The sequence below is a fragment of the Chryseobacterium sp. GP-SGM7 genome (assembly GCF_049166575.1).
In the GTDB taxonomy this organism is placed as follows: Bacteria; Bacteroidota; Bacteroidia; order Flavobacteriales; family Weeksellaceae; genus Chryseobacterium.
The window spans coordinates 635,246-647,751 of record NZ_JBMHFF010000002.1; the positions used below are offsets into that span (position 1 = coordinate 635,246).

The 12,506-nt window shown below is 34.8% G+C and carries 12 protein-coding genes and 5 tRNA genes; 12 read left to right on the forward strand and 5 right to left on the reverse strand.

From position 1 onward, the window contains the following. The first annotated feature begins 221 nt into the window (after positions 1-221). The 8 genes from ACOOWA_RS11605 (at position 222) to ACOOWA_RS11640 (ending at position 6,973) form a co-directional block, all read left to right on the forward strand. The gene (locus ACOOWA_RS11605; protein WP_421375399.1) at positions 222-968 is read left to right on the forward strand and encodes a glycerophosphodiester phosphodiesterase family protein; all 747 of its coding nucleotides are present in this window, start codon (positions 222-224) and stop codon (positions 966-968) included. A 296-nt stretch (positions 969-1,264) separates the two neighbouring features. Next, the gene (locus tag ACOOWA_RS11610; protein ID WP_421375401.1) at positions 1,265-1,978 is read left to right on the forward strand and encodes a 3-ketoacyl-ACP reductase; all 714 of its coding nucleotides are present in this window, start codon (positions 1,265-1,267) and stop codon (positions 1,976-1,978) included. A 220-nt stretch (positions 1,979-2,198) separates the two neighbouring features. Next, positions 2,199-3,026, forward strand: a complete 828-nt coding sequence (prmA, locus tag ACOOWA_RS11615; protein WP_421375403.1) for a 50S ribosomal protein L11 methyltransferase — start codon at positions 2,199-2,201, stop codon at positions 3,024-3,026. A 42-nt stretch (positions 3,027-3,068) separates the two neighbouring features. Next, positions 3,069-3,914: an SH3 domain-containing protein gene (locus ACOOWA_RS11620; RefSeq protein ID WP_421375404.1), complete on the forward strand. Its 846-nt coding sequence runs from the start codon at positions 3,069-3,071 to the stop codon at positions 3,912-3,914. Between the two features lie 340 nt (positions 3,915-4,254). Next, complete coding sequence (locus ACOOWA_RS11625) at positions 4,255-4,608, forward strand: ISAon1 family transposase N-terminal region protein (protein ID WP_421372726.1); 354 nt, start codon at positions 4,255-4,257, stop codon at positions 4,606-4,608. Between the two features lie 28 nt (positions 4,609-4,636). Continuing rightward, a complete protein-coding gene (locus ACOOWA_RS11630) occupies positions 4,637-5,671 on the forward strand; it encodes an ISAon1 family transposase (protein WP_421375590.1) in 1,035 nt (344 codons plus the stop codon). Beyond that, positions 5,647-6,000, forward strand: coding sequence for an ISAon1 family transposase N-terminal region protein (locus ACOOWA_RS11635; protein WP_421372726.1), 354 nt, complete (start codon positions 5,647-5,649; stop codon positions 5,998-6,000). Before ACOOWA_RS11630 ends, ACOOWA_RS11635 begins: the two co-directional genes overlap by 25 nt. Before the next feature lie 28 nt (positions 6,001-6,028). Then, positions 6,029-6,973: an ISAon1 family transposase gene (locus ACOOWA_RS11640; RefSeq protein ID WP_421374626.1), complete on the forward strand. Its 945-nt coding sequence runs from the start codon at positions 6,029-6,031 to the stop codon at positions 6,971-6,973. 118 nt (positions 6,974-7,091) lie between these two features. Here the strand turns inward: ACOOWA_RS11640 and ACOOWA_RS11645 are convergent. The 5 genes from ACOOWA_RS11645 to ACOOWA_RS11665 all read right to left on the reverse strand — a co-directional run bounded on the left by ACOOWA_RS11645 (position 7,092) and on the right by ACOOWA_RS11665 (position 8,118). Beyond that, a tRNA-Arg gene (locus ACOOWA_RS11645) sits at positions 7,092-7,165 on the reverse strand. A gap of 31 nt (positions 7,166-7,196) precedes the next feature. Further along, positions 7,197-7,271: transfer RNA gene (locus tag ACOOWA_RS11650), tRNA-Pro, on the reverse strand. Positions 7,272-7,828: 557 nt separating this feature from the next. Next, positions 7,829-7,902 (reverse strand) — tRNA-Arg (locus ACOOWA_RS11655). A 31-nt stretch (positions 7,903-7,933) separates the two neighbouring features. Further along, positions 7,934-8,008 (reverse strand) — tRNA-Pro (locus ACOOWA_RS11660). A 25-nt stretch (positions 8,009-8,033) separates the two neighbouring features. Continuing rightward, a tRNA-Ser gene (locus ACOOWA_RS11665) sits at positions 8,034-8,118 on the reverse strand. A gap of 135 nt (positions 8,119-8,253) precedes the next feature. Between ACOOWA_RS11665 and ACOOWA_RS11670 the strand changes: the two genes are divergently transcribed. From ACOOWA_RS11670 to ACOOWA_RS11685, 4 genes are all read left to right on the forward strand, one after another. Next, positions 8,254-9,279, forward strand: a complete 1,026-nt coding sequence (locus ACOOWA_RS11670) for an N-acetylmuramoyl-L-alanine amidase (protein WP_421375405.1) — start codon at positions 8,254-8,256, stop codon at positions 9,277-9,279. 86 nt (positions 9,280-9,365) lie between these two features. Next, positions 9,366-10,766 (forward strand): aspartate ammonia-lyase, encoded by a 1,401-nt coding sequence (gene aspA / locus ACOOWA_RS11675; RefSeq protein WP_421375406.1) that lies wholly within the window; start codon positions 9,366-9,368, stop codon positions 10,764-10,766. Positions 10,767-10,773: 7 nt separating this feature from the next. Then, complete coding sequence (locus tag ACOOWA_RS11680; RefSeq protein WP_421375408.1) at positions 10,774-11,568, forward strand: class I SAM-dependent methyltransferase; 795 nt, start codon at positions 10,774-10,776, stop codon at positions 11,566-11,568. A gap of 1 nt (position 11,569) precedes the next feature. Next, a complete protein-coding gene (locus tag ACOOWA_RS11685; RefSeq protein WP_421375410.1) occupies positions 11,570-12,424 on the forward strand; it encodes a glycosyltransferase in 855 nt (284 codons plus the stop codon). The last annotated feature ends 82 nt before the right edge of the window (positions 12,425-12,506 follow it).

A 12,506-nucleotide genomic window follows, 5' to 3' on the forward strand; every position in this document is an offset into this window, starting at 1 on the left:
TTTCTATCTTTTCAACAAAAATAATAAGTATTGCGGAGAAAACAGTTATTAAAATTAAGATTAAGTTCAAGAAATAATCAGATCGATTTTAAAACTAATCAGGAATCTCTTTCTACCTTTGTGCTCAAATCTGTTTAAATCATTATCTTGTTTTAAATTTCAGTTTTAAAAGAGATTTAATGCTAACTGAAAAAATAATAATGCAGAAGAATAATTAAATTATGAAAAAGTTTATCTTAGGGTTTGCAGTTTTAACGACCGTTTTTATGAATGCACAAACTCAAATTATCGCACACAGAGGTTATTTTCAAACCAATCCTCCTACAACCGAAAACTCTGTTAAAGCATTGGAAAATGCTCAGAAATTAAAAATCTACGGAGCTGAATTTGATGTAAGAATGACGAAAGATGGTGTTTTGGTGATCAATCATGACGAGCATCACGGTAAAATGATTATTGAAGAAACTGATTATAAAGAATTAGAAAAACTAAAACTTTCAAACGGTGAAAAACTTCCGACTTTAAAAGATTATCTGAAACAAGGGAAAAAAGACACATCTGTAAAGCTGATTATCGAGATTAAACCCATTAAATCTCAGGAAAAAGAAAATGAGATTGTAGCAAAAACGGTCAAAATGGTGAAAGATATGAAGCTTGAATCCCAAAGTGAATTTATATCTTTTAGCTTAAATATCTGTAAGGAAATTAAAAAAACTGCCCCAAAATTTAAAGTTCAATATCTGAATGGCGAATTGTCTCCTGAACAAATAAAAAATGAAGGTTTAGATGGGATGGATTATCACTACAGTGTTTTTCAGAAAAATCCAAGTTGGATTTCGGAAGCAAAAGCTTTGGGATTAATCACGAATTCATGGACGGTAAATGATATAAAAGTTTACGAAGAATTAAAAGGTCAGGGAATTAATTTCGTGACAACCAATATTCCGGATCAGCTGAAAGGAAAATAATTCAGCTAGGATAAAATTTAACTATAAATCTGCTTCAATTGAGGCAGATTTTTTTCTTTAAAGACAGATTTTTTCAACTTAGATACTGTGAGGTACTTATTTTTGTATATTTTTCTCAATAGATAACGTCGCTAAAGATGTACAAACTATGATCTTTATAAGATTATTTTGAACTTTAATTTTACGATTAAAAATATACAATTGAAATTTCAAATGATAAAAATCTATTAAATAAAGAGAGTTTAAAAGGTTTTACATTTCATCTTTCGTAAATTTGTGCCATTAAAATTTAAATAATGAATCTAAACGGAAAAAACGCCATCGTTACAGGTGGTGGAAGAGGTCTGGGAAAAGCTGTTGCTTTAATCCTTGCCAGTGAAGGAGTGAATGTAGGAATCACCGGAAGAAACGAAGAAAATCTAAAAATGACTGTTGATGAAATCCAGAAATTGGGTGTAAATGCAGCATACGCAGTTTTCAGTATAGATAATGAAATTCATGTAAAAGCAGGAATAGAATCGATCGCTGAACAGTTGGGCGGGGTAGATATCCTGATCAATAATGCCGGAATCGGTGACTTCGGAAGCATCGAGGAGATGTCATCTGAAGTTTGGGAACAGGTGATCAAAACCAATCTTTTCGGAGTTTATTATGCTGCAAAAGCGGTGTATCCTTTCCTGAAAGAAAGAGGGGAAGGTGATATAATTAATGTTGCTTCAACGGCAGGTTTAAAAGGCGGACCCAATATGTCGGCTTACGCAGCGTCAAAAGCAGCAGTTGTTTCTCTGTCTCAATCAATGATGGCAGAATGGAGAAAACAAAACATTCGGGTTGTAACATTAACGCCGAGTACAATCGCATCTGATATGTCAATAGAAGGCGGATTAACAGACGGAAATCCCGAGAAAGTTCTTCAACCTGAAGATTTTGCAGAATGGGTAAGAGATATTTTGAAAATGAACAGACGTGCTTTGATCGCCAATGGTTCTATTTTTTCTACAAACCCATAGAGAGAATTAAAAATTTGATTCTAGAAATCAGTTTTCGAAATAAACAAAAACAGCAGCGGACTTCGGTTCGCTTTTTTATGCTTAAATCTTTTCATTGTGAATAGCAGAGCGATGAAGTAATCCTAACATTATTAAAAAAGATTGATCTGAGATTCCTGCAGAATGATAAAAATGACGACAAATCAAAAAAGTAGTTTTATTTTTGCAGCAAATTATTTACATGCAAAATTATTTAGAATTCGATTTCAGGATTTCGCCACTTCAGCCTTGGAACGAAATATTAATGGCAGAGCTTATCGAGATAGGTTTCGACAGTTTCACGGAAGAAATTCATGGTATTTTAGGATATATTCAGAAAGATTTATTCAATGAAGAAGAATTAAAAGCTTTACCACTTTTCCAGAATGATGAAGTTAAAATCGAATATACTTTCACAGAAATGCCGAATATTAATTGGAACGAAGAATGGGAAAAGAATTTCGAACCCATAAATATTGATGATAAGGTCTTAATCAGAGCCGAATTTCACGAATCTGTACCGGGAATGCACGAAATTGTTATTCAGCCAAAAATGTCTTTCGGAACAGGACATCATCCGACGACGCATTTGATGATTCAACAAATGATGGATATTGATTTTAAAAACAAAAAAGTTTTAGATATGGGATGCGGAACGTCAGTTTTAGCAATTTATGCAAAACAAATCGGAGCCGGAGACACTAAAGCAATCGATATTGACGAATGGTCAGTTGAAAATTCTAAAGAAAATGCTGTAAGAAACAATGTAGAGCTGGATATTGAATTGGGAACTGCGGAAAATTTGGGTAAAGAAAACTTTGATGTAATTTTAGCGAATATCAACAGAAATATTTTGATCTCAGACATTCCTACTTATGTTTCTGTTTTAAATGAAGGGGGAAAATTATTACTTTCAGGATTATGTTTCTTTGATGTAGATGATATTTTGGAGGTTTGTAAAGTGAATAATTTAGAACTTAAAAAGAAATTACAGCGCGAAGAATGGGTAAGTTTATTGCTTGAAAAATAAGTAGCTAAACTTTAATCTTAAACTTAGCCTCAATCTAAAATTATGAAAACCTTCTTCACCATTTTATTACTATTCATAATTCAGATTTTTTCTGCTCAGGAAGAAGATTACACTTATGCAAACGGAGTTTTCAGTTTCGAAGAAAATAAGCCACAAAAAATATTTACTGACTGGGCGAGAATTCGGCAATTACCCGATGTAAGCGGTAAAATTCTGGATTCTCTGCAAACCAATCAGAAGATTTTAATTCTTAAAAAAGAGGAAACTATTTTAAAACTGGGCGAAAGAAGAGCCAACTGGTATAAAATATCATATCAGAAAGGTGATAAAACTTCAGAAGGCTACATTTGGGGCGGAAATCTTTGTGTAGGTTTTAGAAATAAAAACGGTTATGATTTTCTTTTTGGTTTAACAAAAACAGTGAATAAAAAAGACGAAAAATATCCTGAAATTATTATTCAACAAAATGTTGCGTCAATAAAAGTTGTTGAAGGAAATACTTTGATTGATGAGGTTTCCTTTGAAACTGGTTCTGCTGAAAGTCTGAGCTATGGAACTTTTAGCATTGAAAGTAATCATAAATTACAAAATGTAGAATTCACTTTAAAAGCAAGTGTTTCCGGGGAAGCATGTGGAATTGCTAATTATCATCAATATGTTCTTTTTAAGGATAAAAAGCTAATTCCTTTACCTCAGTTAATGAATGTTGGAGATGCCGATATCTATTATCACAACGAAGAATTTATTTTCTCGAATGATAAAGGCGGAATTCCCAACGCTTTTATTTTTAAAATGGAAGAAATGGAAAGGGATGAAAAAGATCGCGAAATAAAGAAAAAAGCTTCGAAAACCTATCTTTGGAACGGAGATTCTTATAAGCTGAAATAAGATTTATGACTGTCCGTATTGGTAGTAATTTAAGTTAAGAGTTTGTTCGTCATTCCGGAGGAATCTAAACATTCTGAAATAAAGCAGCTTAGATTACTCTTGAATGACAAATTGACTGCTGATTTAGAGTTATAATTAAAAACGGATATTCTCGAAATATGGCATAATACTGAAAAGAGATCTTTTGCAAAAAAAGTAATAGAGAGGGATACTAAGTGAAACGATAGTTCCTTTCGAATATCACATTTATCCTAAAAGTTTTGAACATTTAGAGTTTGGAGAAATGAAGGCTCAATCACAAAACCTGGGGAGAATTGTTGAAAGTTTTTAACTTTGCTTCATGTCTCAAGATCAAGAATTATTAAAACTGTTACTTCCCGAATATTTAGTGGCGTATTTCGATTTCGTAAAATCTGAAGAAAAAGAAGGACTTCTTCATCTTTACTTTGAAGAAAAAAACAGTGTTCCTAAAGAGTTTTCCTCATTAAATCTTCAATCGAAAGGATTTCACGAAGAAATTGCCGTTGATGATTTTCCGCTTCGTGGCAAAGCCGTAAAACTCAACATTAAGCGTAGAAGATGGACGGATATGAAGTCTGGAAATATTGTTCAACGAGATTGGAATCTCATCGCTAAAGGCACTCGCATGACACAGGATTTTGCAGAGTTCTTAAAAAAAATCAGCCGATACTAAAGCGCTTCCTTTGGAAATCATTGGCGAGATGTATGGTGTCAACGGAAAGAAATTTCGCAGACAGTACAAAAAATCCCTCAGTGAATTTAAAGACTGGAACCAGAAATCCCATGCCGAAGATTACATTTTATACCCCGCAAACTGCCTCTCACAACTCTCTTTAGACGAAGTAGCCTTGTCTCAGGGCGAACTTTACACCGTGCTTACATCCAAGCATGCCAAGGGCAGGAAAGGCAGTATTGTTGCCGTCATTAAAGGAACAAGAAGCGAAGATGTTATTGATAAACTCTTAAAAATAAGCAGAAAATTAAGGCAAAAGGTAAAGGAGGTTACCTTGGATATGGCGGGCTCTATGAAGCTTATTGCCAAGCGGTGTTTTCCCAATGCCGTGCAGGTTGTCGACCGTTTCCATGTACAAAAACTAGCCATCGAAGCTGTTCAGGAATTAAGAATCAAACATCGTTGGGCAGCCATAGACAAGGAAAATGAAGCATTAAAAACCGCAAAAGAAACCAAAGCAAGAGCGAAAATCGAAATCTTTGAAAATGGCGATACCCAAAAACAACTTTTAGCCAGAAGCCGATATTTGCTCTACAAAAGCAGAGAAAAATGGACTGAAAACCAATCTGCCAGAGCCAAAATTTTATTTTCTCAATATCCGGACTTGGAAAAAGCTTACAACTTATCGGATAATCTCAGGAAAATTTACAACCAAAACATGACAAAGTCTGTAGCCATGCTCAAATTGGCTCGTTGGTTTAAAGACGTAGAAGAATCCGGTTTTAAATCATTTTCTATACTCAAAAATACTATTATGAATCATTATAATGATATCCTTAACTATTTTGAACAAAGAAGTACCAATGCCTCTGCAGAAAGCTTTAACGCTAAAATCAAAAACTTCAGAATGCAACTTCGAGGAGTAAGGGACAAATCATTTTTCTTATTCAGATTGTCAAAACTTTCAACAATTCTCCCCAGGTTTTGGATCAATCACAAAACCTGGGGAGAATTGTTGAAAGTTTTTAACTTTTCTTCATGTCTCAAGATCAAGAATTATTAAAACTGTTACTTCCCGAATATTTAGTGGCGTATTTCGATTTCGTAAAATCTGAAGAAAAAGAAGGACTTCTTCATCTTTACTTTGAAGAAAAAAACAGTGTTCCTAAAGAGTTTTCCTCATTAAATCTTCAATCGAAAGGATTTCACGAAGAAATTGCCGTTGATGATTTTCCGCTTCGTGGCAAAGCCGTAAAACTCAACATTAAGCGTAGAAGATGGACGGATATGAAGTCTGGAAATATTGTTCAACGAGATTGGAATCTCATCGCTAAAGGCACTCGCATGACACAGGATTTTGCAGAGTTCTTAAAAAAAATCAGCCGATACTAAAGCGCTTCCTTTGGAAATCATTGGCGAGATGTATGGTGTCAACGGAAAGAAATTTCGCAGACAGTACAAAAAATCCCTCAGTGAATTTAAAGACTGGAACCAGAAATCCCATGCCGAAGATTACATTTTATACCCCGCAAACTGCCTCTCACAACTCTCTTTAGACGAAGTAGCCTTGTCTCAGGGCGAACTTTACACCGTGCTTACATCCAAGCATGCCAAGGGCAGGAAAGGCAGTATTGTTGCCGTCATTAAAGGAACAAGAAGCGAAGATGTTATTGATAAACTCTTAAAAATAAGCAGAAAATTAAGGCAAAAGGTAAAGGAGGTTACCTTGGATATGGCGGGCTCTATGAAGCTTATTGCCAAGCGGTGTTTTCCCAATGCCGTGCAGGTTGTCGACCGTTTCCATGTACAAAAACTAGCCATCGAAGCTGTTCAGGAATTAAGAATCAAACATCGTTGGGCAGCCATAGACAAGGAAAATGAAGCATTAAAAACCGCAAAAGAAACCAAAGCAAGAGCGAAAATCGAAATCTTTGAAAATGGCGATACCCAAAAACAACTTTTAGCCAGAAGCCGATATTTGCTCTACAAAAGCAGAGAAAAATGGACTGAAAACCAATCTGCCAGAGCCAAAATTTTATTTTCTCAATATCCGGACTTGGAAAAAGCTTACAACTTATCGGATAATCTCAGGAAAATTTACAACCAAAACATGACAAAGTCTGTAGCCATGCTCAAATTGGCTCGTTGGTTTAAAGACGTAGAAGAATCCGGTTTTAAATCATTTTCTATACTCAAAAATACTATTATGAATCATTATAATGATATCCTTAACTATTTTGAACAAAGAAGTACCAATGCCTCTGCAGAAAGCTTTAACGCTAAAATCAAAAACTTCAGAATGCAACTTCGAGGAGTAAGGGACAAATCATTTTTCTTATTCAGATTGTCAAAACTTTTTGCTTAGTCCCCAGATTTTGTTACTGATCCCAGGTTTTGTTACTGATCCACATTTAGAGTTTGGAGAAATGAATAAATTTATATTTAAAACAAAAAAACTCACAACTGCTGTTGTGAGCTTTAAGTGAGCGCGTCAGGATTCGAACCTGAGACCGTCTGCTTAGAAGGCAGATGCTCTATCCAGCTGAGCTACGCACCCATTGTAATTTTGAGAAAATTATCGAAAACTGTCGGGGCGGCAGGATTCGAACCTGCGACCTCCTGGTCCCAAACCAGGCGCGATGACCGGACTACGCTACGCCCCGATTAAAGATCATCCGAAACAAATATTACCTTGTTTTTTGTGGGTGCAAAGATAGGATATTTTTTTATAAATCAAAATCAAAACTAAGATAATTTTAGTTTAATATTCATGTGTTGATTTTTTTGTTTATTTACTGAGTTAGTAACCATTGCTTTAAGCGAAATTTAAAATGGAAAATAAAATTTTATTTTTGTTCTTTTTACAGATGATAATTTAGATTGTTTACAATTTTATAGTGAGAGAAAACTTCATGTGATTTTATCGAAGATTAAAACTAAAAATATCAAAAGCCTGGAAGATCTTTCAACTAAAAATTTTTCTAAAATAAAATTAAAAACAGAGATGAGAATTTACAGTAAAAATTAATAAATATGAATGTTGATCAATGTAAATATAATTTTCTTTTCTTTTTTCAAAAATGAAAAAAATGTCTGTAAGTAAAGGTGAAATATTTAAGTTCAAATCAATGTTTAAAATTGAAAGATTTAAAAATTGTAATTAAATTTTTTAGAATAGATAAAACAAAAAAAACTCACAACAGAAGTTGTGAGTTTTAAGTGAGCGCGTCAGGATTCGAACCTGAGACCGTCTGCTTAGAAGGCAGATGCTCTATCCAGCTGAGCTACGCACCCATTGTAATTTTGTGAAAATTATCGAAAACTGTCGGGGCGGCAGGATTCGAACCTGCGACCTCCTGGTCCCAAACCAGGCGCGATGACCGGACTACGCTACGCCCCGAAAAATATTTTGTAAAAAGAAAAAGCGGAGGGTAAGGGATTCGAACCCTTGCGACACTTTCGCGTCGACAGTTTAGCAAACTGCTCCATTAACCACTCTGGCAACCCTCCTTTATTCTTTATTTTTAATGATCGTTGTTCTGTTATTGCGAGTGCAAATATAGAATAGATTTCTTTATTTACCAAATAAAATTCAAGAAAAAATTGTGTATTTTTACGCTAATAAACTGCTAAAAAATCAAACTGATGCGTAAAACATTATATATCATCGGCTTAAGTACACTGGTTTTTTCTTGTACATCACAAAAAAACGTAAAAAAAAGTACTTATCGTCCTAAAACAGGGGTTGCACAGCCAAAAGTAGCAACAAATCCTGTTGCTGCTGAGAAAAATAAACCTCAAATATCAAAGGAACATGGAGTTGAGTTTTTCACTACAAATATTGCAGATGCTGCCAAAAATGATAATACTGCAAGTTACGGATCAATCGTTTCTGCAAAACCTGCAGGATACAAAGTGGTAAAAACTTATTTTCCGGCAATTGCTCAGAATTTCAGACAAAAATATCTGATTTTACATTACACAGTTTTACCGGATGACAAATCAATACAGGTTCTTACGCAACAATCGGTAAGTGCCCATTATTTGGTAAATAACCTAGGAGATAATGAGATTTATCAACTGGTTGATGAAAACAAACGTTCTTATCATGCAGGAGTCAGTGCTTGGCGCGCAGATAAAAATCTTAATGATACATCAATCGGAATCGAAATCGTTAATATGGGCTACACTGCTGATGCAGCGGGTACAAAAACTTTTCAACCTTTTAGTGATGATCAGATTAAAAAAGTAGCAGCTTTGGCGAAAGATATTGTAACCAGATATCAGATTCCCGCTACCAATGTTTTGGCACATTCGGATATTGCACCGACAAGAAAACAGGATCCGGGACCGCTTTTTCCCTGGAAAAAACTGTATGACGAATATCAAATAGGAATGTGGTATGATGAAGCTTCCAAAGAGGCTTTGCTTACAAATGCACAAACAGATATTTCTACAAAATATAATGATGCAGTATTTATTTATACCGTTCAGATGGCATTGCAGAAATTTGGGTATGCTCTTGACAGCAGCGGGAAATGGGATGATGCCACAAAAAAAACAATTGAAGCATTACAATATCATTTCCGCCCTCAAAACTATAACGGAATTATGGATGCCGAAACATGGGCAATTCTTCAGGCTTTAAATCAAAAATATCCTTCTAAGTAAGGCTAAGGTAGAGGTTAAAAGTTTTAATTATTATCAACACAAATCTATTTCAACCTTAATCTTAACCCAATACTCAACCTTAATTTATGGAAAATTTCAGACAGGAAAGCGATCTTCTCGGCGAATTAAATGTTCCGATCGACGCTTATTACGGTGTTCAGACTCAAAGAGCGATAGATAATTTTAAAATTTCAGGACAGCTTTTATCATCATATCCGGAATTTATCAAAGGTTTGGCTTTCGTGAAGAAAGCGGCGGCAAAAACCAATTATGAACTGGGACTTTTAGATCAGGATTTATATTTTAAAATTGCAGAAACCTGTGATGAAATTTTGCTGGGAGATCTTCACGAGCAGTTTCCTGTAGATATGATTCAGGGCGGAGCAGGAACTTCAATTAATATGAATGCGAATGAAGTGATTGCCAACCGGGTTCTAGAAAAATTAGGAAAAAATAAAGGCGAATACGAATTTTGTTCACCCAACGATCATATTAACTTATCTCAATCAACCAATGATGCTTATCCTACTGCGATCAAAATGGGATTATTGCAGATGAATGCTACATTGGTTAAAAAACTTGAAACCATTGTTGAAGCTTTTCGTGAAAAAGGAAAACAGTTTCATGATGTAATTAAAATGGGGAGAACGCAGCTTCAGGACGCTGTTCCTATGACGATGGGACAAGAATTTGAAGCTTTTGCAGCAACTTTAGAAGAAGATGTTTCAAAACTGAATAATAACGCCAATCTTTTTGTTGAGGTAAATATGGGTGCGACGGCGATTGGTACAGGAATTAATGCTCCCATCGGATACGCGACACTTTGTGCGAAAAATTTAGCTGAAATTACCGGTTATCCTGTTGTTTCTGCTCCAAATTTGGTTGAAGCTACACCAGATACAGGTTCTTACGTGATTTATTCTTCCGCAATGAAGCGTCTTGCTGTAAAACTGTCAAAAATCTGTAACGATTTAAGATTACTTTCTTCAGGTCCGAGAGCCGGATTATCTGAAATAAATCTTCCTCCGATGCAGCCGGGCTCTTCAATTATGCCAGGAAAAGTAAATCCTGTAATTCCGGAAGTGGTGAATCAGGTTTGCTTTAAAGTAATCGGGAATGATCTTACCGTAACTTTCGCAGCAGAAGCCGGACAATTGCAATTAAATGTAATGGAACCCGTTCTTTCTCACGCCATTATGGAAAATATCCATTTTCTTTGCAATGCTTTAGATACGCTGCGTGATAAATGTATTGTAGGAATTACCGCCAATAAAGATGTCTGTCTGAATATGGTGAAACACAGCATCGGAATTGTAACGGCTCTAAATCCTTACATTGGTTATAAACAATCTACAAAAATTGCCAAAGAAGCTTTGGAAACCGGTAAAAGTGTTTACAATCTGGTTCTCGAACATGGTTTGCTTTCGCAGGAAAGCTTAGATGAAATTCTTGATCCTAAAAATATGCTGAAGCCACACAATAAATAGTATTTCGGTGAGTAAAATAAAGAAAACTTTTCAGGCTTTACAAAATATTGCGCAGGAACCAAGTTTGCTCAATTTGGTAATTAATGATAACGAATCTAGGAAAAAAGAATTTCTTGAAACGTATGCTCATCTGAAAAGTCTTCCTCAAGTTGACTTTGCAGATTTGTCTGATGATTTTGATGAAAGCGTTGATCTGGCATTTTTAGATGGCGGTTCTCTGCCTACAGATTTAGCTTTGCTGAAAACATTGGCAAAAGGCAAAAATAGTTACTTCGAAATCGGAACATGGAGAGGAGAAAGCGTTTGGAATGTTGCCAAAATAATAGATGACTGCACAACTTTTAATTTATCGAAGGAAGAAATCAATACATTAGGTTTAGATAAAAGATATGCCGAATTGCATGGAATTATCTCTAAAAAAAATCCCAGTATTCTTCATTTGGAAGGCAATTCTAAAACTTTTGATTTTAAAAGTTTAAATAAAAAATATGACCTGATTTTCATTGATGGCGATCATTCATATGACATGGTGAAAAACGATACTGCAAAGGTTTTTAAAAGTCTTGTGCACGAAAATTCGGTGGTCGTTTGGCATGATTATGCATTTAATCCTGAAAAAGTAAGATATGAGGTTTTCAAAGGGATTTTAGATGGATTACCGAAAGATTTACATTCAAATTTATACCATGTTGCCAACACGATGTGTGCGGTTTTTACAAAACAAAATTTTAAAACCAAACAGTTTGAGGAGCTGAAAAATCCCGAGTTTTTGTTTGAAGTGAATTTAAAAATTAAAAAATAAGTTGAGGTTTCTAATCATAATTCCTGCACACAACGAGGAAAATAATCTTCCGTTTACATTAGATTCTTTACAGCGACAAAGTTGTAAAGATTTTAAAGTTGTGGTTGTCAACGATGGTTCGACAGACGGAACTTCTGATGTAATTAAAAAATATACCGAAACTGATACCAGATTTGAAACCATAAATCTTCAAAAATCGTCTCATCAACCAGGTTCAAAGGTTGTTGCAGCTTTCAGAAACGGATTACAGACTCAGAATTTGAATGAGTTTGACATCATTTGTAAATTTGATTCGGATGTTATTTTAGAAACAAATTACCTTCAGAGTGTTGCAAATGCTTTTGTCGAAAATCCGGATTATGGTTTGGTTGGCGGACTTTTATACATTGAAAAAAATGGAGGATGGGTGTACGAAGGGAATTCCAACAAGCATCATGTTCGTGGCCCCATGAAAGCATACAGAAGAGAATGCTTTCTCCAAATGGGCGGTTTGCGTGAAACTTTAGGTTGGGACAATATTGATGCAATTTTGCTTCAGAATTTAGGCTGGAAAGAAGTGGTTTTATCCGATTTACACGTGAAATTAATTAAAGTAAAAGGAGCAGATTATACGATAAAACCGGCAGATTATTACGGCAGATATTTTTATTTTTTAGGATTAAACCGGTTTTTGACGTATGTTGCTTCTGCAAAGGAAGCCATGAAAATAAAATCGCTATCGTTTCTATTTCAAATTATCATTTCGTACGAAAAATGTAAATCTCAGAATCTTGAATTGAAAATTTCAAAAAACGAACAGAAAATAATCAACCAGCAACGCTGGAATCAGTTTAAAAAGAAATGGTTTAAGATTTAATTTAATAGGAACGGGCTTTAGTCCGTTTAATCTAAAAAGAATAGTTCCATTGGCTTAAGCCAAAACATAATCTAAAATTTAT

Coding starts and splice junctions, on each gene's coding strand:
- ACOOWA_RS11605 (WP_421375399.1), top strand. CDS start 222: ATGAAAAAGTTTATCTTAGGGTTTGCAGTTTTAACGACCGTTTTTATG.
- ACOOWA_RS11610 (WP_421375401.1), top strand. CDS start 1,265: ATGAATCTAAACGGAAAAAACGCCATCGTTACAGGTGGTGGAAGAGGT.
- prmA (WP_421375403.1), top strand. CDS start 2,199: ATGCAAAATTATTTAGAATTCGATTTCAGGATTTCGCCACTTCAGCCT.
- ACOOWA_RS11620 (WP_421375404.1), top strand. CDS start 3,069: ATGAAAACCTTCTTCACCATTTTATTACTATTCATAATTCAGATTTTT.
- ACOOWA_RS11625 (WP_421372726.1), top strand. CDS start 4,255: ATGTCTCAAGATCAAGAATTATTAAAACTGTTACTTCCCGAATATTTA.
- ACOOWA_RS11630 (WP_421375590.1), top strand. CDS start 4,637: ATGTATGGTGTCAACGGAAAGAAATTTCGCAGACAGTACAAAAAATCC.
- ACOOWA_RS11635 (WP_421372726.1), top strand. CDS start 5,647: ATGTCTCAAGATCAAGAATTATTAAAACTGTTACTTCCCGAATATTTA.
- ACOOWA_RS11640 (WP_421374626.1), top strand. CDS start 6,029: ATGTATGGTGTCAACGGAAAGAAATTTCGCAGACAGTACAAAAAATCC.
- ACOOWA_RS11670 (WP_421375405.1), top strand. CDS start 8,254: ATGCGTAAAACATTATATATCATCGGCTTAAGTACACTGGTTTTTTCT.
- aspA (WP_421375406.1), top strand. CDS start 9,366: ATGGAAAATTTCAGACAGGAAAGCGATCTTCTCGGCGAATTAAATGTT.